We start from the raw sequence: 25,337 nt of genomic DNA, 5'->3' as shown, positions 1-25,337 counted from the left end.
TCTTGAAGCTCTACGGAAACTTTCTTTTGAAGGTGATACCGGTCTCTTAATATACCTCAATTGGGAGTGATAAAGATACCAAAATCGTAAGACGAGAAAAATAGCTTCATTTCCATTAGATTTTACGAGTTGTACCATCCAGTAAGACTTGGCTATACAAGTAATATAATATTCTTTTAAGGGGGAGATTATATGTCTTTAAAGATTGGAGATATAGTTAGGTTTGAAAGAACTTTTACATTAAATGATGTGGAATTATTTATAAAGATCTCAGGGGATGAAGGTATTCATCATATGTATCTCAGGGGTAATATTATAATCACTAAAAAAAGCAGTCTGTTCCAACTAGGAAATGGACTGCTTTTTATAAGGCTAAGTAAGCTAAATGATTGCTTGAAAGTATTCGCCAAAGTATAGTTTTGCTTCCTGCTGTCTCGAATTATTAATACCTACTAGTACCGTCGTTGCTGGACCAGCAGATTTTTCGACTTCCCAGCCTTTCATATTGCACTCGAGCTCTAGTTGCTTACATTCACCTGCTATCCCTTTAGAGCCGACCGGCCAAACTTCATGAACCAATCCAGACCTCATTGCCTCCCAAACTTTTTTTAGGTCTGCGATTTTGTCTGCTTCTTTAATAACCTCTTCCCCTATACATGGCTTTCCGTAGGCATACCATTGAACATCTTGATCGTGTTTTAGCTGTTGCTGACCAAGCATCGTAATAGCCACGGCTGATTGCATGGTTTCTATATTCGTTTCGCTGCTACCTGTAATGGTTGGACATTCCTCTGCAATCTCATTAAACAATTTCTTTATTCCTTTTATATACTTGTTCCAGCTGTCATTCCCTGAAAAATTATGAACCACTATCGTTTGTGGGTACGCGCTAGCTGCCCACTGCTCCAAGATAGAGACTCGAGCGGCAAAGTAGGCTACTGCCTCATCTGATATAGACACTACATCGTTTTCCTTTTTACCTATCGCTGCCGAATTATCCGTGGTTAGTACTATTCCATTTGGCAATAATATAGCATTACGCATGTGTCTTCACTCGTTCGATTACCTTTTCAACAACAGGTGAAACAATCATAGCAATGGAAGCATTAAGTATAGTTGCCAGCGTGATACCCGGTAAAGCACCTATGAAGAACGCAGGTGAAATAATCCAGTAGAAAGGTAAGGTTGCTAGTACACTATTTGCAAAGATAAAGAAAACCCATTTCCAAAAGTGATATCCCTTTTGATGGAGCTTTGTAAAAACAAATAGAATGACAAACATCTCCAGGGCTATGATTATATGTAATGGACCTAGTGGGAACCCAGCTGATAAGGAAGAGACTAGATGACCTACTAAAGAAGCCGCTCCTGCATACATTGGCGGTAAAAAAAGAGCAGAAATAAGTGCAGGCACTGTATCTAGTGCCGCACTTCCAATCCCCACTGGAATCTTGATCAACGCTCCAATTGCACAAAGAGCTGCGAACATGGCTGCAAGTGTTAATAGTCGAAGCTTCATATAGATTACTCCCCTTCTTTTTTCTCGCTTCCAACGTTTTTAAACACTTTTGCGCTTCTTACGTATTCAACATCACTTACGTTTTCCCGCACGTTTGCCACACGAGCTGCTGCAAATAAATAATCCGATAAACGATTTAAGTAACGCTGTACAACGGAAGGTACATCCTCTTGCGTTTTAGATAACGTCACAGTTAATCGCTCTGCACGACGTGTAATAGTACGCGCAATATGAAGCGTCGCCGCAGCTGGAGTTCCTCCCGGAAGGATAAATCGCTCTAATACTGGGCCTTCTTCTACTAATACATCAATGCGTTTTTCCATTGCCTCGATTGCCTCATCTGTCATTTTATAGATTCTGCGATTAGATACGTTTGCTAGATCTCCACCACAGTCAAATAGCTCGTGCTGAATCGTTTCCAAATCCTCTAGAAGATCTGCAAATTTGGTTGGATCTAGCTCTGTCACTGCTTTTCCTATAAATGAGTTTACTTCGTCAATTGTTCCGTATGCCTCTACTCGAATATCGTCTTTATCTGTTCTGCCTCCGATTAATCCTGTTTGTCCCTTGTCACCTGTTTTAGTGTAAATTTTCATTGTGAACATCTCCCTTTATAGTTTGTGGAATACCATACCAAATACGTGTAACACTCTCTGCAACAGCAAAAAGCTGCTGATAAAATCTTCCCACATCATCTCTTATCTTCCGCATACTTGCCTCCATCGGAACAATCCCTCTTCCAATTTCAGTAGCAACCACATAAACCTCTTTTTCCAGATCCCATTTCTTTAAATACGTATACCATATATTTAACTGATCTTGTTGCAGATTCTCAAACCCTGTTATCGCCAGTATTTCTTTATCGGGAAATAATGTCGTAGGGAGTTCTTCCCCTGCATTAATCCATTGAACATGACGTCCAGCTAGCTTCTTTTCTACAAAAGCTCTTTTTCCATTAAATGCTCCACCGAATATGACGTGCAATGCTTTCCCTCCAGTATTTCTTGTCTATCTTTCCAACACAGTGTATACATGCTTCCATGGGGCACATCCCAATCCCAAAACTTTTTAGAGTCATTTACAAATTTACTTAACAATGCTCGAATAGGCCCGCTGTGTGTAATGATAATAGGATGATTAGAGCTAGTAATAACTTCACAAAACCCTTTTGTTACCCTTACTTCTAGCTGTCGTAGAGATTCCCCACCTGGTGGGGCAATACATTCATAATCGTCTAGCCACGCCTGGTACTTTGCTTCATGCTTTAATTCCTCGTATGTTTTTTCTTCCCAACTACCAAAGGAGCACTCTCTGAGCTTAGCACTTTCAATATATGGAATATCTCCAAAAATTATATCGGCAGTCTGGCGGCATCGCAGTAAATCACTCCCAAACACTTGTGTTGCTTCTCCTATCTTATTAACGGTCTTTAGACCAGTAATAACGGGCTCATCTGTCCATCCAATATACTTTCTATCAGTATTCCCTTTCGTGGGAAGATGTCTTATGAGAGTAACAGTAAAAGCGTGATCCATAGAATAACCTCCGTCAGCTCTAGGCTGGCACCGAGTAAGTCACCCGTAATGCCCCCGAAATTCTTTAACGTCCAGCTACGATATACACAGCTAAATACGACTAACACACTTAAGATTGTAATCGCAATAAGCCAATACGTCGTTAGACCAATTAAACAAATGGCTATAAACAATGAGCATGCTGTTAACGGTAATAGTAGTGGAATATGAATCCTTTGCTTAAAGAAATAGGCCAGACCGCTCTCTTTAGCATTTACTGTAGTACTAAATAGCGCCACAAGAACTATGCGTGATAAGACAGGAATAATCACTATAAATATCCAATGAAAACTTTCAGAAGACAACACCTCGGCTATGATGATTACTTTACCTACAATCAGCAAAACAATAGCGATCACACCAAAAGCACCAACTCGAGGGTCATCTAAAATTTCCATTCGCTTTTTTAAATCTCTATAGGAAAAAAAAGCATCTGAAGTATCGATAAAGCCGTCCATATGGAGTCCTCCTGACAGTAGGATTCCCAGACTGACAATCACAAATGCAGTCATTAAGGGGCTCCATTCAAAATAGAGAGCCAAACTAGCGACTGCTCCAATGCCAACTCCTACTAAAGGAAAAAAAGTATACATCCCAGTTATTTCTCTTTTTTCCATCGGCAGATTTTTTTTAACCGGAATAATGGTAAAGAATTGAAGTGCCAATAACAGGCTATTCATCATTCCACCTCATTTCCACTGATGTCCTAATCCATACTCCATTTCGTATGCAACATCGGCTTTAGCAACTAACTTTTGATGAATACGACCAATCCACTGCTGATAGAGAAGCACACTTTCATAGCTAGAAAGTTGTTCATCTAGCACTTCATTGGATACAACGACCATGACCTTTACCTTTTCTAACAATCGGTCGATTGTTTCAAATAGCCTCTTTTCCACCTTTTCCATGTCACTAACATAAAGCTCGTTTGCTAGCCAAGTCGTGACACAGTCCCAAAGGATTCCATCTGTTTCCTTGATTGCTGGCACTAGTTTCTCCAAATATCTCGGTTGCTCAATCGTAATCCAGTTTACCGGATAATTTTCCCGATCTCTTTGGTGATGTGCAATTCTTTGTTCCATTTCTCTGTCTGTTGCTACACCTGAAGCAACGTATATATTACGAGGAGCCTGCTCGTTCATCAGGTATTGCTCCGCAAAGTGGCTTTTCCCGCTCCGCACTCCCCCTGTTATAAAGACAAGCTTTCCTCGAACCATGTGGTCAACTCCTTTTTCAAGTACTGCATGTCATCTTCTTTCTTCATCCCTACTCTAAACCAATTACCATCTAGTCCTTTAAAGTTTTCCGTATGTCGGAGCACGCAGCCTTTAGCTAGTAAATATTCAAAAAAATCCTTCGACTGAACAGGGTCGGGAAGCTGAAAGCAAAGAAAATTTGTTTGAGATGGTAGCACTCTACAATTAAGCCCCTCTAAAAATTGGGTGAAGTCCGTTCGTGCCTTTCGCGCAAAATGAATAGCATGCTGTCTATACTCCTCTTCCTTGAAGCACTGTGCACCAATCGTAGTTGCCAATGCATTACTATTCCAGTGAGGCAGCCTTGAACGAATATCATCTATTGTTGCTTTCCCCGCTACTGCATAGCCAAGTCGTAGCCCTGGAATTGCATACATCTTAGTCATTGAACGGACAACGATAACATTAGGAAAATCACTTAAATACGGAATAAAAGATTCCTGTTCCTCTATAAAATCTAGGAAAGCCTCGTCCAACACTAAATCACAAACATGCCTTTTTGCAGCAGTCGCTATCTGTATGATTTCCTCTAAGGGAACCAGGTAGCCTGTAGGATTATTTGGTCTGCACATATACAGAACATCTGCGTTTTCTACGGCGCTAAGCACCTCATTCATCGGCAGCGAACTTATTGCTATAATCTCCTTGATTACTGCCCCATATGGTCTGATCGTAGCCTCGTATTCAGAGAATGTCGGATGAATTATCACTACTTTTTTATGCTGATAGCGAATGGCAATGCTTGCAAATATCTCAGCTGCACCATTGCCAATGAGTATTTGTTTTAAGCTCACACCATGATACATTGCAGCCGCGCTTAGGAATGGCTCTCCATAGGGATCTGGATATTTCGTTATTAGATTTGCATAGGATTCCCACTGCTCCCTCACAAAATTGGGGGGACCTAGTGGATTCACATTTTCGCTAAAATCAATGACCATCTCAGGTATTGGAATGTTTAGACGTTGATATAATTGGTGAGCATTTGCTCCGTGGCTAGGTAACGACAAGTATTAAACCTCCTATCCCCGTCATTCCAAACCAGAAAAGAAAGACGGCTGTGTGTAAATGGGAAATCGCTCCTAATATATGTCTTGCACTTAAAGGAACCTTACGAATTCCCATCAATGCACGATTGGAAACGACTCCTTTATATGTATTTCTTCCGCCTAACTGTATGCCTAATTGATAGGCCGTGGATGCTTCTAAAAAGCCACTATTGGGACTCGGATGCTTCTTAGCATCCATCCACCAGCCCTTCATTCTCTCCTTCAAGGGAATGTCAGTTTCCTTTCTTCCTCCCAGCATAATGGCCAACCCAGTTAATCGACTCGGGATATAATTCGCAACATCATCTAACTTTGCTGCTGTATAACCAAACTCCTCGTACTGTTCATTTTTATAACCAACCATGGAATCTAAAGTATTGATTGCTTTATATGCCCACAGACCAGGAGCGCCAAATAAGAAGGCAAAAAATAGAGGTGCAGTAACTCCATCACTTATATTCTCAGAGACGGTTTCTACTACCCCTCTAGTTATTTCCTCCTCGTCCAAATATTCCGTGTCTCTTCCTACAATCCATGAAAGCTTAACCCTTGCATTAGGTAAATCCCCCTCTATCAAAGGCTTGTATACATCCATTGCAGCGTTCTTCAAGCTTTTTTGGGCGAGGCCAGAAGCAATAAGTATACTTTCTAGCGCAATTCCTAAAACAATATGAATAGAATAAGCAACGGTTACAAGCACTAGAGCAATGCTAAATGATATGCCCACTATAACTAGGACTAGGATCAGCCCTTTAAGCTTCCTCTTACTACCTTTGTTTAATTGCTTGGTTAGCCATGAAATAAACGTGCCGATCCAGCGGACTGGATGAGGCCAATTAGGAGGATCTCCTATTAATCGATCTAGCAGAAGACCAATTGCTATTGCTATCATATGAGATGCCATCTTACACCCATCCCTTTGCCTTTTTATATATCTGAATAGCCTCCACTGTACATTCAAATACGCCTTGCCCAATCTTTTTACCGATCTCTGTTATAGGACCTGCGTATTCAATAGAAGTGCCTTTTTGTGTAGCAGCAATTAGGACGCTATCTGTCGAGGTACCGGTCGCAAGTGTACCAGTTCTTGAATCCCTCACTTGTTCATGAGCCATCGCTTTCGTTTTAGCCTCCGTTGCAGTGATAACTGATTGAATAAATGCCTCCTCTGCTAGCTCACCATTAATAACAATCCATGTATTGATCGTACCTACAGAAGGAAACATTTCAACCTCATGCGCTCTAGAGACATCCACTGCATTTCCAACCCCCGCAGTTACCATTACGACTAGATTACCAAGAGGTGTTTTGTACTCTTTTATGATAGCGTCCGTAGTTTTGACCGCTGTCATCATACCTACCGTATCTGCCTCTGATAATCCTTCGGTAGCAAGGTATTCTATCATTTCCTCCTGAACGTTATCACAATGGTAGCTCGCATCCACTCTTCGATTGACAAAGTTTCTATACCAGCCACTTCCTGCATTAATGACTGCAGATGACCACGTCTTTAATTGATTTTCTGCTCGGAAGAGAACATAATCATCCGTTACTTGAAAATTGGACACTGTAATTGGTTTATCGTCTTGTTTTTCCTTTACGTCTGGCAAAATGGTTATTTGTGGTTTAGGACGTTCTGGATGAGGACTAGTGCTAACTCTGGCTTCATAAACCGTTTCCACTAAACTCTTTTTTACTACCTCATGCGGTTCTCCAATTACTTTAATCCTCCCTTGGTCCATCAATAAAAGCCTGTCACAGTAAAGCGATGCAAGGTTAATATCATGAAAAATGCTTATAACCGTAATACCATTCTCAATTGCTTGTGTCTTAATCGTATCTAGAAGTTGTTTTTGATGAGCAATATCCAAGTGATTGGTCGGCTCATCTAACAGCAATATGGGAGCCTGCTGAGCCAATGCCTGTGCTACAAACACCCGCTGCTGTTCTCCTCCTGATAGAAGCTCTAGTAAATGCTTTTCATATTTGTCGATAGCAGTCAGCCTCATTGCTTCCTGTGTCGCTACCTCGTCCTCTTGCGACCATGTTGAAAACCAGCCCGACTGGTGAGGGTAACGACCGAGTGAAACCGTATCTCGAACGGTATGTGAAAAAGCTTGATTGTGCAGCTGCGGCAAAACGGCCAGCCTTTTCGCAAGCTCCTTTGAGGAATAGGATTTTAGTTGCTTACCTTCAATCAATACTTCTCCCGTTGCAGGGGTAAGTATGCCACTCATCAATTTTAAAAGGGTAGATTTCCCGCTGCCGTTTGGACCTAATATTCCTAGCATCTCTCCTTTAGATACCTGGAAGGATACGTCATGCACGACTAGTTTTTGATTGTAACCACCAGAAATGTTTTTGATCTCTAGCATGCTAAGCAGCTCCTTTTTTACGTTGTCGGAAGAAGATAAATGCAAATACTGGTGCACCTATAAAGGCAGTGATGACACCTATTGGTAGCTCTGTTGGAGATATAATGGTACGTGACACCAAGTCACAAATGATTAATAACGAAGCTCCGTTTATGAAGCTTAAGGGAAGAACATGCCGGTTATCGGAGCCAAATAGCAGCCTCGTCATATGAGGCACTACGAGTCCGACAAATCCAATGGTTCCCGAAACAGCTACAGCGGTCCCGGTAAGCATGGACCCTCCTATTAGAATCATCATTTTACGTTTCTTCACTTCCACACCTAAATGCTGTGCCCGTTCTTCTCCAAAGAGCATTGCATTTAGCTCCCTACGGTTCAACCATAATAAAAGTGAACCAATTATTATAAACGGCAATGCCATTTGAACATAGCTCCAGCCACGCATAGAGACACTTCCAAGTAACCAACCGATAATTTGTCTCAGCTCTTCCCCTGTTAATGCAATCATTAAGGAAATGACTGAGCCGAGAAACGAGCTAAAGATAATGCCTGTTAAAATAATAGTTTCCATTTTCATCGCTCGATCAACAAGCTTCGCAAAGGATATGACGATCAGCATAGTGATTAACGCCCCTGCCATACTGAAAACAGGCAAGGTGAACATTCCTAAAAAAGGTACTGATATTCCAAAAAAGAGTGTAGCCACTGCACCAACTGATGCTCCGGACGACACTCCCAATGTATAAGGATCGGCTAGCGGATTTTTAAGCAGACTTTGAAAAGCTGCTCCCGCTATTGCCAGGGATGCTCCGACTAATCCTGCGAGTATAACTCGCGGCATGCGAATCTTCCAGACGATATTTGTTGCAATCGCATCTGTACCCGTATCCCATAAAGTACTGATCGGTACCTTTACAGATCCGACCGACACACCTAGCCAAATGGCTACGATTAACGTAGCCAGTGACAAGATATAACCGATCATTGATTTACTCACTAAATGCCTCCGGATAAATAGCCTTAGCCACTTCCTCTAGGCCTTCTACTAAACGTGGACCTGGACGACTCGTTGCATCCTCATCCACTTGTACCACCTCATCGTTTTGAATGGCAGTCACTGTGTCAAAGCCATCACGCTGCTTCACCTTTTCTACAATTCCTTCCACGTAGTCATAGGTGATTAACATTACATCTGGGTTACGGCTTACTATTTCCTCTGGGTTAACTTGAAACCAGCCATCTTGATCGGCCATAATGTTTTCTGCATTGACCATCGTCAAAATTTCTTGCATAAATGTCCCATTACCAGGAGTATAGATTTCTGGTACATCGGAAGTTTCTACGAATACTGTTTTCTTTGTCTCTACTTTTGCAACTTTTTCTTGAATTTCATCAACCTTTGCCTTCATATCCTCTATAACGGCTTGTGATTCCTCATATTTCCCCGTTGCTCGGCCAATTTGTTCAATAGTTGTATAGGTTAAGTTAAAATCCTTTGCATCCTGTACAACATATACCTTTACACCAGCATCTCGAAGCTGCTGTAATCCTGACTCTGCCATTGAAACAATGGATTCATGAGCGAATACGATATCCGGACTTAAAGAGATAATTTTTTCAATGTTATACTCCATGCCACCAATTTTTTCTTTTTCTAAGGCTTCCTTAGGGTAGCTCTCATAATCATTTACACCGATAATTTCATCATCTAGCCCTAAAGCAAATAGAATTTCCGTGTTACTCGGAATCATAGATATAATGGATGTCGGAGCTTCCTCTAGCGTAATTTCTTGTCCTACTGCATCCGTCAGTGTAAGTGGGAATGCCGTTTCTGAGTTACCAATTTCTTGGCTACTTTCTTTTTCTGTTGGAAGTGTCTCTTGCTCATTACAACCACCTAAAATCAGCAAGGTCATTCCAATAATTAACCACAGTTTCTTCATCCTTTATTCCTCCTAAATATAGACAACAAAAAATCCCCCATCCTAGGATGAGAGATAGATAGGTATAAATCAGCCACGAAAAACCGAAAGCGGACCTACACCAGACCTATCCGCGTAGGTAATGGGTGTGTACGTAAAGGCAGGTTTTCTGGCTTATGATGCATATGCATCACTTACAGTGGCGGGACCGCGCTGGACTTTAACCAGCTTCCCTTTTAACTCTAGTAACCGATAACTAGAGCACCTTTAAGCAAATGTTATTCTATTGTTTCTTGCATTTATTATACCTTATATTTAGATGTTGTCGAGTTGAAGTCGGTATTTGAAAAAGCATACATTTTATACATTTCAACAATACGAACGATTAATAAAGAATATTGAAGTTTATATGCTTTTAAATGTGGAAAGTAGAATAGATTTCCGCTCTGGCGGACGCTTTCCGCGGGGGGGAGCGATAAGCCCTCACCCATCGCTTACGCGCGTGGCTGTGAGGTCTTATCGCTCCGCCTGCCACTTCAATCAATAATTAGAAAAGGTTCATGGTTGATTGGTAAAGACTTCTTTATAATATATAAAACACAACTTTAACCTTAAAAAAGCTTAATATAGTAGTTTTTCATCGCGATTTTTTGTTTTCATCATTGTTTTTTTCAATCGTTTCTCGTACTTCTTTTAGTATTTTTTCGTTGCTTTTGATTGTTCTCGTGCTGTTTTCAGGATATTTGGTTTATTTTCTTCTTTCCATCCAGTCAAAAAGAACACCCTCTCTTAGTTGTGTACAACTGAAATTCGCTCCATCTTCTTAATATATCTAAAAACAAAGGGAATAATTGAATCAAAACATTTTGAGATAAATAATAATATAAAAAAACTTTTACTGAAATGAGCTTTAATCCATTACTACTTTTTTACCTGCTATTAATAAAAATCACAGTATACAATCCAATCTTGTTTGCGTTGATTAAAGAAAAAATAAAAACTACCACTATCAACTATATTGAATTGTGCCTTCGGATCGGAGCTTATTTGAAAAACAAATGGATATTCTTCACCGTATGAAACTCCACTCTGTGTATAAGTGGGGTACCCACCGATCTTATGCATAGGATAGATATCCTCCACGATGTCATCGTAATATTCAATATCCTCCTCCAATTCAAGACGTAAAATCTCATCTTGGACTTCCGTTTCTATATCTTCAGAATCCCAGGCAGGAGTATCGTTCTTAACCAATCTTGGCTGTAACGGAAAAGACTTTATCCTCGCAGATTGGTTATTTATTTTTTGTAATCCATTGAAGCTTGTATAGCAATTGATAATAAAAAAAGGCGCTAGGTTATCATCATTTAAATGATCATATACATTAAAGTCCATATAAATGGTGATTAGTTGAATATTTTCCAATTCCTCCGGTACGTAAGGGAGATTGTTTAAAAAAATTGTACTTAAAGGCTCGTACTGTGAAGGTATATTTTCTTCTTTTCCCCACATGACCTTTCCAATCCAGCTCTCTCCTAATTCTTCCGTTGGTCGATAACCACCCGTCTCAAAAATGGTAGCTTGCTTAAATAGTACTTTTTTTAATTGAGCAATGTTCATATAAATCCCCTCCTAAGCTAAGTAAGACTCCCAATCGTAATCTTCTATTTTATAGAAGACACCGTGGTCATTTCTTTCATATGCACATAGAGGTGGCTCATCAATAAAAGATAGAACAGAGTCATCTATATTTAAAATTACACCTATGGATATATACTGGAAATTATCAGAATTACTTAAAAATCTATCGTCTTCGTAACCACTTAAAACAGACCAACCAGAATCTTGACCATCTTTTGGATCGTCTTTTAACATAAAATTAAATTCTTCTCTCTAAAACATCGTTGCTTACAATTATTTTCGTATCAAAATAATAATCCCATTTAGAAGCATTTGGATCATTATACTCAGTGTCACATATATGCTCTGCACGAAATGAAATTTCTTGTCCAATTTTTAATTCACTTATATTGAATGGGTCGTTTGAAAGAACTCCCTTAAAGTTTTCCATATCCCTATGGGTAATTTTCACCCACATTCTTTCACCAGCATACCCGTCTGCTCTAGTCTCGCATTCGAAAATTAATTTGACCCGATCTCCTATTCTTAAAATATCAATTACTTCCTGGCTAGGAATATAAAAAGTATAGGGCGCTTCTTTATTTCTCTTATAAACACTCTCTAAGTACCATGACATTATATCTTCTCCTTGAACAGTTTTAACATAATTTTTACGAGTCTTTCAATACCTTAATTTTTTTTGCAACTATCTTTCCTTCCTTTTCCACAGCCCATATTTCCACTTCTTGTCCTTCTTTTAAGCTCCGCATGTTATTTATTTTACCTGTTATTTTGGTGAAATTAGAGATATGAACTTTAGGAGTAAAATGCTCGTATTCAGGGTTAACTTCCAGAGGATATAAGGTAAAGTTATTATCCGTTATATCCCCTACTTTGCCATGGTAATCAGCTCTATTTAAAAGAAAAAAAGTAAGGACAGCAATACTGATTATAGTCATTCCAATAATTAAGCCTCTACTTTTCATTTGTTATGTTCCATTCGTGTCATTGCTTCTTGTAGAAGTCTTTGTAGAACAGATGCGAAGGCTGCAATTACAAGGGAAGCAAAAATCATGCCTAGTCCGATGCCTATGATTCCAGGCGCATCATCCTTATCTGCCATAAGAAAGAATATTGGCATACCTAAAACGTATAAAGAGCTAATAGCTAATCCACAGTATTTTATTTTCTTCAAGGCTCTTACTGAAGGTTCAGAGAAGGTATTATGATGACCTATATAATTTAAAAGCTTTAGTGCTTGGTATAGAGCAAAGTAAAAAGGAATAGCTGTTGCATACAAATCGATATAAACTAGGTATTTCAAATAAGCATATTCAGGATATAATTCTACTACAAAGCTTGCTATTTCAGGTACTAGAAATATACATAAAGCAAGAACTGGGATTCCCATTAAAACAATAGCTAACTTTAAAAACAATAGAATTCCTTTTTCCATAAAAGCACCTCCCTCATTAATAATTTACATTATATTACATATTTGATTGTTTTAGAATAAATACTATTGTAAATAAAATATATTAATACTCTAGGATAACAAAAGAACCAGAATAGAATTCTGAAAGTTTTTAAATGTCTTTATTCCTGAAAGAGATCCATTTGCTGCATTTAGCACTTTTTCTGCATTATAGAATTATGGATTTTAATCTAATTTCGTCTTTTAAAAGGCAATGTGGACTGATCTCACATTTGAAAATTTCAAAAAATATTTATAATTACTTACACAAGTTACTCTTGAAAACATACTAAAAATGGGCATTTCCTCTAAGAAAGTGTGTAACAAAAAGAGCTGGACAAGGTTATCATAATATGAAAAGATTGAATTGTAAGAATAATCGGCCGATTTTCTTCCTAAGTATTTTGTTTTCTAAAAAAATAAAATTTGATACGGAGGAATATACTTTATGAAGAAATTTAAAATATTATTGTTAAGTTTTGTAATTGCTTTAAGTTTTGGATTCACAGCCCAAGCAGAAAATGTACAAGCCACTGAAAGTAAAGAAACAAAAGTTGATGTATCTTCAGAACAAATTTTTGTTTCAAGAACGGTTCGTTTTACTAGAGATCAATCTATGTGGGTAACTGAAACTAGAAATGGTAAAACGTATTCTGGGTATATTTATAATAGAGGTTTTGCAGACGGCTCTGGAAACTACTCATTTTTCTCAGGATACATTAAAACAGGTCCTTACGCACCAGTATCACGTGAACTTGATAAATAGGAAGATAGAATAGTTAAAATAAAGGCTTTCTTAGAAATCATCCCTTTACGTAGTTGTTTAACTCTGCAGTTCTCTGTAAGTTTCACTATTTAAAGGGATGTTTTCTTTTTCTAGAAAATATGCTCGATTCTACAAGCATATAATCATATATAAAGAGGAAGTGGAACAATCTACGTCTGTTTTTCAGGGGGGAACTCATGAGAGAAGTTATAAGTTTCGTTATGAAAGGAATCTTAAAAAGTAAATACATATTATTGGTACCTTTTATTATCATTCTATTTATCGTTTCTTTGATGGCTATTAATAGTAATGAATCCGGAACAACTCAACAAGAGCTACAAGACACATTTAATGATCGAAAGGAAACCATTAATTTTATCATTGGTAGCCTATTAAATAAAAAAAAGGATTTAGGCTTAACCGAGGAACAACAACTAGCACTAGACAGTTTACTCATCCAAGAAGTGTATTTAAAAGAAATATCAACTAAGCTGATTCGAGGAGATTTAAATATTTCCAACGAAAACCTCGCCTACTTAAAAGCATATAGTGAGTATGAAAGCTATGACTTTATAAGTTATATTAATCCTGAGGTTTTAAAAGTTGAGCAACAAAAAGCAGCCGCATTAACGAAACAAGGCCTACCTTTTACGGAACAAGAGACCCCTTTTAATACAGCACTATTTTCTAAGCAGTTATTCCAGCTATTATTCAGTCCCTTTACTGCATTTCTATTTTTTCTCATCTTCATTTATAAAATTATTTCGGATGAACAAAATAGGACGTTCGAGTTCTTTAAAGTTAACTCACTTTCAAATACAGCAATCTATTACGGGTATCTCATACCTTTTTTAATGCTTGTGATTGTATATACGATTTTAGTAGCATTCTTTACCTTATTGCCACCTCTTTTGACTGGGAATTTAGAGACGATACACTATCCAATAGATATGCTTATTGGTGCAGGAACAGTTATGGTGCCAGTATGGAAATGGCTACTCTTCCTACCAATTGGTTGGGCAATTTTTGTGGCACTTATGCTGACGATTGCAATATGTTTGTTTAAACAGCGGCTTTCATTTAGTGTACTTTTAGCAATCATTACCGTCCTGGTCGTGTGTGGCTATATTTGTTCTGTTCTATTTGGATTTCATATGTTTAATCCTATCCATCTAATTGTTTCTTATGAGATGCATTTACTACCTACCAATCGTTTTGTAACGTATTTAACTGGAATGCTCCTCTTGCTCATTCTAGGTATACTTGCATGCTTTCCGGTATTTAAATCGAAGAATGTGGTATTCACCTCCCCCCTCCCTGCTTATGCTCGCAAGCGATTTTATCCGAAACTAGAGGGGAGGATGCAGTTGCTTCAATTTGAACATATTAAAAAGAAGCGCAAAGGTCATGTGTTGCTTACCATTATTCTGTTAACTGGGATTATCGGTAGTACATTTATTATCGTCAATCAAACCTATCAAAAGCTGCCAACCATATACTTGAATGTTATGGAAGATTTACAAAACCTCCTTATTGAAGAACAAGTACAGTGGAGGGTCCATGAAGAAGATTTTAATAGAGAAGTTGAAGCGAATCGCATGTCGGAGGATTCAGGAGACGGGACGACAGACTTTCCCGAGGAAAACCCATTCACCATGATGATTAGACACGCTGAAAACGAATACAACGTATTGGATGAGTTAAAATATAATATTGGTTCGAAAGATTTCGCTCAAAAATATAATGAAATTACGAAGCCCGACCAATCCTATAAAGAGTTAGATTCACCCATGTGGAACGTTACTGTAATGGCTTCTGAGGAGCAACAGCATATATTAGATAAGAAAAATATTACACCATGGCCGATCGGGTATCAGTGGATTTCTCATTTCAATGATCCTAGTTATGCTTTAGGTAACGAACACTACACCTTACTAAAATCATCTCAAGAAAGAAACACGAAATATGGAAATAGTAGCTTGTTCACTATGTATAAATTTTTAGATTGGAACATAATGTTGGTGGTCTTATGTGTGTTTATACTTCTGCTATGGACATGTCTTTCCGAGGAACAGCGACCAACATCATCCATTCATTTTTTGGCTACCAAGCCCATTACTTTCCAATCTATTTATGCAAGCAAATGGGCCTACAATCTATTAATTGCTTATGGGGCAATTCTAATTAGCGGAGGAATTACATTTATTGTCAGTTCAATTATAGGTGGATTCGGTGAACCGGACTATCCGATTTTAGTTTATGCTCTTAAAAATGCGAGCGAAAATACGTTTTTTTCTCCTGTCGATAATAGTTATTTTTACTTTGAGAGTTTACTAGTGTTACTCGTTAAAAGTGGATTTCTTATCGTTGCCCAAATTTTCTTTCTGAACAGCTTATTTAGTTTAATTGGGAGATGGATTAAAAACTATTATGTTTCTTTAGTTATCACATTATTAGTTTCCGTATTGGGTTATTACTTCGCAAATCAATACATTACTACTTCCTTTATGTATCTTAATCCATTTGTTTATTTTGATACATGGAACATTGTAGATGGCTGGAAATCCGTATTAGCGAGCTCGTCCTCCGTCAATTTCCGTAATGGGTCGATGATTCTGTTACTTAGTGGTTTGCTATTGTTCCTAATAGGCTTCATACCAAGAAGGAAGAGGGTGTCATGATGTCAGTATTAGAAGTTCGCCAGCTTAGAAAAAAGTATGGGAAAAAAATTGTTTTGCGAGATATTTCATTTGAAATTTATGAAGGCGATGTTATCGGTCTAGTAGGCCCAAATGGAGCAGGTAAATCCACTCTTTTACGATCCATTCTAGCAATTGAAGAGTTTGAATATGGAACGGTGAAGGTCAAAAACGTCTCTAATCAGAGTCCTGACTTTTATAAACACGTTACCTTCTTACCGAGCGATAACTATTTATATATGCAGCTAACTGGATTCGACCATTTAGCATTTGTTGCAAACATCTATAGGTTGGAGAAAACGGCAATTGAAGAAGTTATTGAGCAAATTGGAATTCGATCCTATGTCGACCAGCCCGTAAAATCCTACTCGTTCGGGATGAGACAGCATTTACTTATTGCATTATGCATTCTAACAAAGCCTTCTGTCATTTTAATGGATGAACCTTTTAATGGACTGGACCCTACAAGTACGATCGAATTGAAGGAGCTGATTCGCACCTTACATGCGCAAGGAATTAGCTTTCTCATTTCCACACATAACCTGGATATTTTGGAGGATCTGACGAAAAAAATATGGTTTATCAAAGACGGAACATTGTTTAAAGACGACAAAACATTAGTAGTAAATCTCCCTTATCAAATTGAAGTTTTAGTTCCCAAGGATACCGTGTTAGAAAAGCTGATGACCGACAGTTCATTACCTTATCAGGTGTGGGAAAACCGAATTATTACAGATCAAAATCATGATGTAGGAGAATATTTGGAGTGGCTACTAAAGAATAAAGTACAAATTCTATCCGTCAACCAAAGGAAGCCTAATCTGGAGGAAAGGTATAAGCATTTTTACGAGGTGTAGCCCCTACCTATTGCTTGATTATATTAACGGTCATACAGGTAAGTAAAAGCTTTAGCATAAAATGAGCTTGGAGTATATTTCCTAAATCATTTATTATGTGAATATATACAGAATGGGAACGTTAACTAAAAAGAAAAGAGGAGGTAATAATTTGAAGTATTTTCTATTATTTTTTGGGGGCATTATTACCATTATTTTTGGTGGAGGATTTTTGATTCGTTTGGTGCGAGATGGAGATTTTTATATTGCTGAATTTATCGGAGGTATTATAGGTATTATTGTTTTAACTACAGGTTTTTTTATCAAGGGCTCAATGAAGCAAGATAATATCTTCTTAAAGTAACGGGGTGCGTTAAGAAATATAAAATGAGCTTGGCAATGCTTCCTCAAGCTCAATTTCTATACTTATCAACCATTAACTTTAACATAGCATAAAAAAGGCATTAAGAAGCGAATTCTTAATGCCTTTAGAGGTTTAATTACATTTTTTCTGGAGCAGATACACCAATTAGTTTCAATGCATTTGCAATCGTTTGACGTGCAGATGTCACTAATGCTAGACGTGCCTCTGAAAGTGGCATATTGTCTGCATTTAATACTTTGTCTGCATTGTAGAAGCTATGGAATGTTGCTGCAAGCTCTTGAATATAGGTTGCAACTCGGTGAGGTGCACGAAGTTTTGCAGCGTCTGCTACCACTTGTGGGAAGTCACCAATTTTTTTCAATAAATCTAATTCTTTTTCACTTTGCAGTAAATCCAAGGAATCAGTAGTAGCCTTCATACCTTGTGTTTCTGCTGAGCGTAAAATAGAGCAAATGCGAGCATGTGCGTATTGTGCATAATATACTGGGTTTTCATTTGATTGGGAAACAGCTAAATCTAAGTCAAAGTCCATGTGAGAGTCACCTGAACGCATACCGAAGAAATAACGAACTGCGTCTAGTCCTACTTCTTCTACAAGCTCACGCATCGTTACCGCTTTACCCGTACGCTTACTCATTTTCATCTTTTCGCCGTCTTTATATAACTGAACCATTTGAATAACAGATACTTCTAGTTTTTCACGGTTATATCCAAGTGCTTCAAACGCAGCTTTCATACGTGGGATATATCCGTGATGGTCTGCTCCCCAAATATTAATAAGCTGATCGAAGCCACGAGCTAGCTTATTCTCATGATAAGCGATGTCCGGTAATAAATACGTGAAGGAGCCGTCACTTTTGATAAGTACACGATCCTTGTCATCTCCGAATGTAGTAGAGCGTAACCAAGTTGCCCCCTCTTCTTCAAAAATATGACCATTTTCACGTAATTTGTTTAACGCAATATCAATTTTACCGCCTTCATATAAGGAAGTTTCAGAGAACCAGTTATCAAAGTTAACACGGAAGTCTGCTAAATCCTTTTGAAGCTTCGCCAATTCTACCTTTAACCCGTGAGTACGGAATGCTTGGAAACGCTCCTCATCAGACATATGAACAAATTTGTCTCCATGTTCTTTTGCAATGTCAGCAGCAATATCAATAATATCTTGACCACGATATCCATCTTCAGGCATATCCTTTTCCATACCTAATGCTTCAAAATAACGCACTTCAATAGAAACGGCTAAGTTATTGATTTGATTTCCTGCATCGTTTATATAATATTCACGAGAAACATCGTAGCCAGCAAAGTCTAATACGTTACATAAGGAATCTCCAACAGAAGCTCCACGTGCATGTCCTAAATGTAAATCACCTGTTGGGTTGGCAGAAACGAATTCTACTTGAATTTTTTCGTTACCACCAGATGTTGTGCGGCCGTAATTTTCTTTTTCTGAAAGTACTGCTTTTACTACATCCTGCAAGTAATCTTTACGTACAGTAATGTTCATGAAGCCTGGTCCAGCGATGTCTACTTTCTCCATCATTGTTCCGTCCATATTAAGGTTTTCAATAATTGCCTCTGCGATTTGACGAGGGTTTTTCTTCGCAATTTTAGTTAATTGCATAGCAATGTTTGTTGCATAGTCACCATTTGCTTTATCTTTTGGTGTCTCAAGATGAACTGATGGCAGTTGCTCCTCGGTTACAAGTTCTGCTTTAAAGATTGCTTGCTGCAAAGCTTCCTTAATGGATTGTTGGACTTTTTCTACTGCATTCATTTTATTCCGCCTCCGTATATGTTAGTTCTAATTTATATGTACCGACCACTTCTTCGTCCACTATAAGCTCATAATGTACTAGGAATTGACCATCTGTGAATTGCAATTTCTTTGTATTGGTTGTAATCATGAATGTGCCGTAGCCTGTGTCATAGCTACCGGTCTGCTGTTCTCCTCTTTGAAATGGCAGGCGCATTTTGACACCACCACTTCTAAGTATTAACGCAGATTCAGCATTTAATTTTACTGTTGTTCGAACTACCTTTTCGTTCTGTACTTCCTCATAAACTAAATAAGGCTGCTCTCCCTTTAAGGTTAGAACGCCAGATGTACGAATGTCAAAGGATTCTTTTTTAGACTTCGGGTGTTGGATTGTTGATCGCAACCGAACAGTAACTTGTTTTTTTAATGGTTCAGACATGGACTTCATCCTTTAAAGCATTTTATATTAATTTATTTATGTAAAAATATAACCTTCATATTATAGCTTAAAAACAGCTTAAGTTACAACGTTTCTCTCTATTTCTAACGTAAGCCATCCAAAATTTCTTCTAATTCACCTATAAACCAGATATCTTTTTTATAAGCATTTCCAGCTTCGTCTCTTATGCTTTCTTCAAAGCCTAATGTTTTCATATTTTGTGGAATATCTAATCTCCAAGTTTGGCTTTTTTCTTTGCTCAAAGGAAGCCATTTTTGAGAATCATTGTTTCGATTAAAGAACTGTTTGAAGTATGATTCTTCCGCAAACACTATGATTTGAGCATCAAATAATGCTTTAAAATCAATATAAACAACTACTCGATAGTACCCTAAAGAATTTGACTTCTTTTCAATTAAATGAACAGCCTGTTTCAATAAGGTTTGAACACAGGTCTTCTTTACTCCTATGGGCGTTCTGTTTGAATCGATAAACCCTTCTGAAGTTGGTAAATGGAGATGCCAATACCCATTATAAAAGTCCGAGGGAAATTCCGAGGTTTCCTCCAAAATTCTTTTTATCATATTTCTAGTTTTTCTTCTTATTCCTCTTTGTTTCTTATTAGACATGTTTGACTCCTCTCTTTTTTTCTATTCATTCGATTCACCTTTTTAATTACAAGTAAGAAATGAGTTTGGAAATATCTACAAGCCCATTGTATTACTTTATCTATTCTTCTGCTCAGACTTTTATATTCACTTCATTGTTTTAGAAAATATCCTAAAAAAGCTCTTAAAATTTTACTGGTTGTAAAATTTTAAGAGCTTATCTAATTCAACTTTTTTAGTACATAGGACTGGGCATTTACCTGCGATTGCTCGTCGCAGAACATTAGAGACCACTTTCTATTTAACCCATCCTAGTAGCATTTCTCGTATGAGCTTCGACGCTGTGTTTGCGGTTTGGCTTCCGCTTCACTTCGTTCAGCTCCGCAGAACACTATAGACTGCTTTCTACTTGATCCAGCCTAAGATCATTTCGCGTAGTAGTTTCGACGCTGTGTTTGCTATTGTGCTTCCGCTTCACTTCGTTCAGCTCCGCAGAACATTAGAGACCACTTTCTATTTAACCCATCCTAGTAGCATTTCGCGTAGTAGTTTCGATGCTGTGTTTGCGGTTTGCTCCGACTGGTCGTAGATTGGGGCTACTTCTACTAGGTCGAAGCCTACTACGTTGACACCTGAGTTTGCGATTGCGTGGATGGAGGCTAGTAGTTCGCGACTTGTGATTCCTCCGCAGTCTACTGTTCCTGTACCAGGTGCATGTGCTGGGTCTAGTACATCGATGTCAATTGTCACATAAACAGGGCGTCCCTCAAGTGTTGGAAGTACCTTTTTCAAAGGCTCCAGCACTTCGAACTTAGCAATTTGCATGCCATTTTCTTTTGCCCAATCGAATTCTTCCTTCATTCCAGAACGAATTCCAAATGAGTAGACGTTTTTAGGTCCTATATGCTCTGCAATTTTACGAATTGGAGTGGAGTGAGATAGTGGTTCTCCTTCATATTCCACCCGTAAATCTGTATGTGCATCCATGTGAATGATTGCCAAGTTATCATATTTGTTCGCCACCGTCTTCATTACTGGCCAAGAAACTAAATGCTCTCCACCCATGCCGACCGGAATTTTTCCGTCCTGCAAAAGCTGGCGGATGAACCCTTCAATTAAGTCTAGACTTTTCGCTGCATTTCCAAATGGAAGTGGAATATCTCCTGCATCAAAATAGTTCACATCATCTAGTTCTCTATCAAGATATGGAGAATATTCCTCTAGACCAATAGATACTTCACGAATACGCTGGGGACCGAAACGAGATCCAGGACGATAGCTTACTGTCCAATCCATCGGCATGCCATAAATGACAGCCTGTGCTTCGTCGTAATTCTTCTTACTTTTAATAAATACATTACCTGAGTATGCTTCATCGAATCTCATAATTTACTCTCCTGCAAGGTCTTTCACAAATTTCGGTAAAACAAATGCAGCCTTGTGAAGCTCTTTTGTGTAATATTTAGTATCTATATCGAAGAATTGCTCATCTGGAACTTGTAGTGGATCATATTTTTTAGATCCAATTGTAAAGCACCATAAACCACTTGGATACGTTGGGATATTAGCCAAATACATATTTGTAATTGGGAATATTTCCTTCACATCTTTTTGTACTTGGCGGATTAAATCCGCTTTAAACCAAGGGTTGTCCGATTGTGCAACAAACAATCCGTCTTCTTTTAAAGCTTTGGAGATTCCAGCGTAAAAGCCCTTCGTAAATAGATTTACTGCAGGTCCTACCGGCTCTGTTGAATCTACCATAATGACATCATATTCATTTTCAGATTCAGCAATATGCATAAACCCGTCTCCTACTTGCACATCTACTCTTGGGTTTTCTAATTCACAAGCAATCTCTGGTAAATATTTTTTTGAGTACTCAATTACTTTTCCATCTATATCAACTAATGTCGCTTTTTTAACCTTCGGATGCTTCATAATCTCACGAATTACTCCACCGTCTCCCCCACCAACTACTAATACATTTTCTGGGTTAGGGTGCGTGAATAAAGGAACGTGTGCAACCATTTCATGATAAACAAACTCGTCCTTTTGGGAAGTCATAACCATGCCATCTAAAAAGAGCATGTTACCCCATTCCTCTGTTTCAGCCATTTCCAACAGTTGAAAATCCGTTTGTTCTGTATGAAGTGTGCGTTTCACCTTCATTGTGATGCCAAAGTTCTCGGTTTGCTTTTCTGTAAACCAAAATCCAGCCATTTATCTATCTCCTTCCAAAATATGATTCTTTTACTTTACCTAAAAAGTAAATACAAAGAAAGTATAGTGGTTTTTGGCAAAAGTGCAATAGTTTTTTAATTCTCGGTTTAATTTGTTTCTATAGTTCTCATACTGTTAAAAACACAGGTGAGAACGGGGTTGATTTTTTTGAAGCGCGCGCAATATAAAAAGAAGACTACTCGAAATAAAAGATTAAAAAGAGTTCTCCTAATAGGAATAGCTGCTAGCTGTGCATTTTTAAGTGCCATAGTCACCCTTCGAATATATGCGCAAATAGTTGGCGCACCGATTATTCAGGTTCCAATTTCCTCTGTATATTTAGACAATCAAGGTAATGTCATAGGAGATCGTTTTAATGAGCAGCGTAGGTACTGGATATCACTAGATGAAATGTCTCCCTTTATTCCACAAGCAACTATTTCCGTGGAGGACCAGGAGTTTTACGAGCATAATGGTTTTGATTACTCTCGAATTGCTTCCGCTCTTCTAAAGGACGTAAAGGCAGGGAAAAAAGTTGAAGGTGCCAGCACTATTACTCAGCAATATGCACGTAATGTGTTTTTAACCCACGATAAAACATGGACAAGAAAAATAAATGAAGCATTGTATGCTTATCGCTTAGAAATCTTTTATGAAAAGGATGAGCTTCTAGAGGGTTATTTGAACACTGTTTATTTTGGACATGGGATGTACGGAGTAGAGGCAGCAAGTCAGTATTATTTTGGGAAAAGTGCTAAGTCTTTAACTTTAGGAGAATCCGCTCTTTTAATGGGTATTCCAAAAGGGCCGACCCACTATTCTCCAATTGTGAACGAAGAAAAGGCCGTTAATCGTCAAAAGCTAATATTGCAGTTAATGAATAACCAGCAATTCATTACTTCGGAACAAAAGGAACGTGCTAACCTAGAGCATTTAGCTCTAAAGACAGAAGAATCAAGAGTAGCCAAAAAGACAGCACCTTATTTCTTAGAGGAAGTTTGGAAGGAAGCTACAAAAATAGTGGAGAGCAAAGGCCGTCGCATCGAAGAAGGTGGGTGGACGATTACTACTACGTTAAATAAACAGCATCAGCAGGTAGCAGAAGAAACCATTGAAAAGTGGATGCCTAAAGGGGAACTGCAAATTGGTTTCGTCAGTATGGAGCCCAAAACAGGTTATATAACAGCTATGGTTGGAGGAAGAAGCTTTACCGAAAGTCCCTTTAACCGAGTTACACAAGCAAAAAGACAAACTGGATCAACAATCAAGCCTTTACTGTTTGCAGCAGCACTAGAGAATGGCTTCTCACCCCTTACTTACTTAAAAAGTGAGCGAACGATTTTCACCTATGACAATGGACGAAGAGAATACGAGCCTAAAAACGTAAATGGAGAGTTTGCTAATCATCCAATCTCGATGGCGCAGGCCTTAGCAATCTCCGACAATATATATGCAGTGAAAACATTGGAGCATATAGGCTATAAACCATTTGAACAACTGGTGGAACGCTTTAATATCAACATGAAGGTCGATCAAACACCTGCTACCGCGTTAGGTACACCAGAGGCTTCCTTACTGGATATGACGAAGGCATACAATACGATATCAGATAAAGGAATCCAAATGAAACCAACGTATATTACGAAAATCTCAGACAATGAGGGCAAAGTTATATATGACATCAGTGAGGAAAAAAGAAAAGGCAAGAAAGTATTGTTAGAAGAAGATGCTTTCTTATTATCACATTTGATGACTGGAACTTTTGACCCTACTTTTAATGATTACTCTCCTGCTACCGGTATTAGTATACGCGCAAAGCAAACACGTCCTTACGCAGCTAAATCGGGAACAACGAATACAGACCAGTACCTGATAGGATTCTCACCACAGCTAACTACTGGGGTTTGGAATGGCTATGACCAAGGCAAGGCAGTGAGTGATGCAGAAGCGAAGCAGGTAACGAAACAAGTATGGATTGAATTCATGGAGCAAGTGCATCGTGGACTACCCGAGGAGCCATTTATCGCTCCTGCAGGTGTACGCGGGGTTATCGTAGATATAGAAACAGGAGGACTTGCAACCTCTGATTGTGAAAAGCAGCGTCTTGTTTATCTGAAAGAAAAAGATATTCCAACTAAGCTTTGTACAGATCCACGACTAAAACAGCACACATTCGAGGATTTATCGGAACAACAAAAAGAAGATGAATCCTGGTCCATCTTCCCTTTCAACTTCTTTGGAAACTAAGCATTTAAAACAGTTAAAAGGCTGGGTCAAGACTATCTTCTAAATAAAATGGAGTTGTTTTCCGTTTCGGCGGACGCCTGCCGCTACAATCAATCATATAAATTGTTCGTGTTTTAATTGGTAAATTGCTATTTATGAAATTGATAACTTTAAAAAATTGAGCTAGGGAGAATAATTTCAAGCTCAATTTACTTTTATATTGTTTTTACCGAAAACCAGTTAGTTTTTTCATTTAACTTTTGAAACCGTGAATCGGCAACTTGATTTTACGGTTTTATTTCTTTTTAAAGCTGCTAATTTCTTGTAAGACATCTATCCATTCCTATTGTTTGGAGTGGAGGCGGCGACTCCTGGGGGAATAGCTCGAGCTGAAAGCCCCGCAGGAGCAAAGCGAGGGCACTGAAAAACTTACGTTTTTATAATAATTTTGTTTTTGAAAATTAAAAAAGGGTACTTTTTGTTCAAACTGAACAGAAAATACCCTTTTTCATTGCCTTATTCTTGCTCTCATTCGTTAAGTAACTTTAGGATTCGCTTCAAGTTGACCGCAAATATGGTTGTGGCTCCTTGTATTTCC

At 38.3% G+C, this 25,337-nt stretch carries 25 protein-coding genes, 2 pseudogenes and 1 riboswitch; of the genes and pseudogenes, 6 read left to right on the top strand and 21 right to left on the bottom strand.

The window, feature by feature from the left end:
• Nucleotides 1-192 precede the first annotated feature (192 nt).
• A pseudogene (locus M3627_RS20980) lies at nucleotides 193-294 on the top strand (enoyl-CoA hydratase); the annotation flags it as partial.
• A gap of 87 nt (nucleotides 295-381) precedes the next feature.
• Here the strand turns inward: M3627_RS20980 and M3627_RS00130 are convergent.
• The 16 genes and pseudogenes from M3627_RS00130 to M3627_RS00055 all read right to left on the bottom strand — a co-directional run bounded on the left by M3627_RS00130 (nucleotide 382) and on the right by M3627_RS00055 (nucleotide 12,774).
• Complete coding sequence (locus M3627_RS00130; protein ID WP_251552277.1) at nucleotides 382-1,044, bottom strand: hypothetical protein; 663 nt, start codon at nucleotides 1,042-1,044, stop codon at nucleotides 382-384.
• Nucleotides 1,037-1,519 (bottom strand): ECF transporter S component, encoded by a 483-nt coding sequence (locus tag M3627_RS00125; protein ID WP_251552263.1) that lies wholly within the window; start codon nucleotides 1,517-1,519, stop codon nucleotides 1,037-1,039. The genes M3627_RS00130 and M3627_RS00125 overlap by 8 nt, the downstream gene beginning before the upstream one ends.
• Nucleotides 1,520-1,524: 5 nt before the next feature.
• Entirely contained in the window at nucleotides 1,525-2,115 is a 591-nt protein-coding gene (locus M3627_RS00120; RefSeq protein ID WP_169361189.1) for a cob(I)yrinic acid a,c-diamide adenosyltransferase, read from the bottom strand.
• On the bottom strand, nucleotides 2,099-2,503 hold the full coding sequence (locus M3627_RS00115; protein ID WP_251552262.1) for a bifunctional adenosylcobinamide kinase/adenosylcobinamide-phosphate guanylyltransferase: 405 nt from the start codon (nucleotides 2,501-2,503) through the stop codon (nucleotides 2,099-2,101). Before M3627_RS00115 ends, M3627_RS00120 begins: the two co-directional genes overlap by 17 nt.
• On the bottom strand, nucleotides 2,455-3,054 hold the full coding sequence (locus M3627_RS00110) for a histidine phosphatase family protein (protein ID WP_251552260.1): 600 nt from the start codon (nucleotides 3,052-3,054) through the stop codon (nucleotides 2,455-2,457). The genes M3627_RS00115 and M3627_RS00110 overlap by 49 nt, the downstream gene beginning before the upstream one ends.
• Entirely contained in the window at nucleotides 3,024-3,773 is a 750-nt protein-coding gene (gene cobS, locus M3627_RS00105) for an adenosylcobinamide-GDP ribazoletransferase (protein ID WP_251552257.1), read from the bottom strand. Before cobS ends, M3627_RS00110 begins: the two co-directional genes overlap by 31 nt.
• 9 nt (nucleotides 3,774-3,782) lie before the next feature.
• Nucleotides 3,783-4,313 (bottom strand): bifunctional adenosylcobinamide kinase/adenosylcobinamide-phosphate guanylyltransferase, encoded by a 531-nt coding sequence (locus M3627_RS00100; RefSeq protein WP_251552249.1) that lies wholly within the window; start codon nucleotides 4,311-4,313, stop codon nucleotides 3,783-3,785.
• The gene (locus M3627_RS00095; protein WP_251552247.1) at nucleotides 4,286-5,362 is read right to left on the bottom strand and encodes a pyridoxal phosphate-dependent aminotransferase; all 1,077 of its coding nucleotides are present in this window, start codon (nucleotides 5,360-5,362) and stop codon (nucleotides 4,286-4,288) included. The genes M3627_RS00100 and M3627_RS00095 overlap by 28 nt, the downstream gene beginning before the upstream one ends.
• Nucleotides 5,349-6,305, bottom strand: a complete 957-nt coding sequence (gene cbiB / locus M3627_RS00090) for an adenosylcobinamide-phosphate synthase CbiB (protein WP_251552245.1) — start codon at nucleotides 6,303-6,305, stop codon at nucleotides 5,349-5,351. The genes M3627_RS00095 and cbiB overlap by 14 nt, the downstream gene beginning before the upstream one ends.
• Nucleotide 6,306: 1 nt before the next feature.
• Nucleotides 6,307-7,776: a heme ABC transporter ATP-binding protein gene (locus M3627_RS00085; RefSeq protein WP_251552243.1), complete on the bottom strand. Its 1,470-nt coding sequence runs from the start codon at nucleotides 7,774-7,776 to the stop codon at nucleotides 6,307-6,309.
• Nucleotide 7,777: 1 nt separating this feature from the next.
• Nucleotides 7,778-8,761: an iron ABC transporter permease gene (locus tag M3627_RS00080; RefSeq protein WP_285841612.1), complete on the bottom strand. Its 984-nt coding sequence runs from the start codon at nucleotides 8,759-8,761 to the stop codon at nucleotides 7,778-7,780.
• Nucleotides 8,762-8,765: 4 nt separating this feature from the next.
• Nucleotides 8,766-9,719: an ABC transporter substrate-binding protein gene (locus tag M3627_RS00075; RefSeq protein WP_251552234.1), complete on the bottom strand. Its 954-nt coding sequence runs from the start codon at nucleotides 9,717-9,719 to the stop codon at nucleotides 8,766-8,768.
• Between the two features lie 121 nt (nucleotides 9,720-9,840).
• A riboswitch (cobalamin riboswitch) is annotated at nucleotides 9,841-9,982 on the bottom strand.
• A gap of 655 nt (nucleotides 9,983-10,637) precedes the next feature.
• Nucleotides 10,638-11,318 (bottom strand): DUF1963 domain-containing protein, encoded by a 681-nt coding sequence (locus tag M3627_RS00070; RefSeq protein ID WP_251552232.1) that lies wholly within the window; start codon nucleotides 11,316-11,318, stop codon nucleotides 10,638-10,640.
• 12 nt (nucleotides 11,319-11,330) lie between these two features.
• Nucleotides 11,331-11,955: pseudogene (locus M3627_RS00065) on the bottom strand (immunity protein Imm33 domain-containing protein).
• A 34-nt stretch (nucleotides 11,956-11,989) separates the two neighbouring features.
• On the bottom strand, nucleotides 11,990-12,304 hold the full coding sequence (locus M3627_RS00060; protein WP_251552230.1) for a cold shock domain-containing protein: 315 nt from the start codon (nucleotides 12,302-12,304) through the stop codon (nucleotides 11,990-11,992).
• Nucleotides 12,301-12,774 carry a DUF2975 domain-containing protein gene (locus M3627_RS00055; protein WP_169361176.1) on the bottom strand — a complete coding sequence of 158 codons (474 nt, stop codon included), beginning with the start codon at nucleotides 12,772-12,774 and terminating at the stop codon, nucleotides 12,301-12,303. The genes M3627_RS00060 and M3627_RS00055 overlap by 4 nt, the downstream gene beginning before the upstream one ends.
• Before the next feature lie 466 nt (nucleotides 12,775-13,240).
• On the opposite strand from M3627_RS00055, the gene M3627_RS00050 reads away from it, so the two are divergent.
• The 4 genes from M3627_RS00050 to M3627_RS00035 all read left to right on the top strand — a co-directional run bounded on the left by M3627_RS00050 (nucleotide 13,241) and on the right by M3627_RS00035 (nucleotide 17,457).
• Nucleotides 13,241-13,558, top strand: a complete 318-nt coding sequence (locus M3627_RS00050; protein WP_169361175.1) for a hypothetical protein — start codon at nucleotides 13,241-13,243, stop codon at nucleotides 13,556-13,558.
• A 197-nt stretch (nucleotides 13,559-13,755) separates the two neighbouring features.
• Entirely contained in the window at nucleotides 13,756-16,239 is a 2,484-nt protein-coding gene (locus M3627_RS00045) for a hypothetical protein (RefSeq protein ID WP_251552229.1), read from the top strand.
• Nucleotides 16,236-17,114 carry an ABC transporter ATP-binding protein gene (locus M3627_RS00040; protein WP_169361173.1) on the top strand — a complete coding sequence of 293 codons (879 nt, stop codon included), beginning with the start codon at nucleotides 16,236-16,238 and terminating at the stop codon, nucleotides 17,112-17,114. The genes M3627_RS00045 and M3627_RS00040 overlap by 4 nt, the downstream gene beginning before the upstream one ends.
• A gap of 151 nt (nucleotides 17,115-17,265) precedes the next feature.
• Nucleotides 17,266-17,457 carry a hypothetical protein gene (locus M3627_RS00035; RefSeq protein ID WP_169361172.1) on the top strand — a complete coding sequence of 64 codons (192 nt, stop codon included), beginning with the start codon at nucleotides 17,266-17,268 and terminating at the stop codon, nucleotides 17,455-17,457.
• A gap of 136 nt (nucleotides 17,458-17,593) precedes the next feature.
• Here the strand turns inward: M3627_RS00035 and argS are convergent, their stop codons facing one another.
• From argS to speE, 5 genes are all read right to left on the bottom strand, one after another.
• Nucleotides 17,594-19,261: an arginine--tRNA ligase gene (gene argS, locus M3627_RS00030; RefSeq protein WP_251552228.1), complete on the bottom strand. Its 1,668-nt coding sequence runs from the start codon at nucleotides 19,259-19,261 to the stop codon at nucleotides 17,594-17,596.
• A 1-nt stretch (nucleotide 19,262) separates the two neighbouring features.
• On the bottom strand, nucleotides 19,263-19,682 hold the full coding sequence (locus tag M3627_RS00025) for a YwiB family protein (protein WP_169361170.1): 420 nt from the start codon (nucleotides 19,680-19,682) through the stop codon (nucleotides 19,263-19,265).
• Between the two features lie 104 nt (nucleotides 19,683-19,786).
• Nucleotides 19,787-20,311 (bottom strand): DUF3916 domain-containing protein, encoded by a 525-nt coding sequence (locus M3627_RS00020; RefSeq protein WP_251552227.1) that lies wholly within the window; start codon nucleotides 20,309-20,311, stop codon nucleotides 19,787-19,789.
• 492 nt (nucleotides 20,312-20,803) lie between these two features.
• Nucleotides 20,804-21,676, bottom strand: a complete 873-nt coding sequence (speB, locus tag M3627_RS00015) for an agmatinase (protein WP_251552226.1) — start codon at nucleotides 21,674-21,676, stop codon at nucleotides 20,804-20,806.
• 3 nt (nucleotides 21,677-21,679) lie between these two features.
• A complete protein-coding gene (gene speE / locus M3627_RS00010; protein ID WP_169361405.1) occupies nucleotides 21,680-22,513 on the bottom strand; it encodes a spermidine synthase in 834 nt (277 codons plus the stop codon).
• Nucleotides 22,514-22,672: 159 nt separating this feature from the next.
• On the opposite strand from speE, the gene M3627_RS00005 reads away from it, so the two are divergent.
• Nucleotides 22,673-24,760 carry a transglycosylase domain-containing protein gene (locus M3627_RS00005; protein ID WP_353056441.1) on the top strand — a complete coding sequence of 696 codons (2,088 nt, stop codon included), beginning with the start codon at nucleotides 22,673-22,675 and terminating at the stop codon, nucleotides 24,758-24,760.
• Nucleotides 24,761-25,337 lie beyond the last annotated feature (577 nt).

The sequence above is a fragment of the Psychrobacillus sp. MER TA 171 genome, assembly GCF_023713305.1.
Taxonomy (GTDB): Bacteria; Bacillota; Bacilli; order Bacillales_A; family Planococcaceae; genus Psychrobacillus.
The sequence above is the reverse complement of the archived record's forward strand: the minus strand, read 5'-3'. Positions and strand labels throughout refer to the sequence as shown.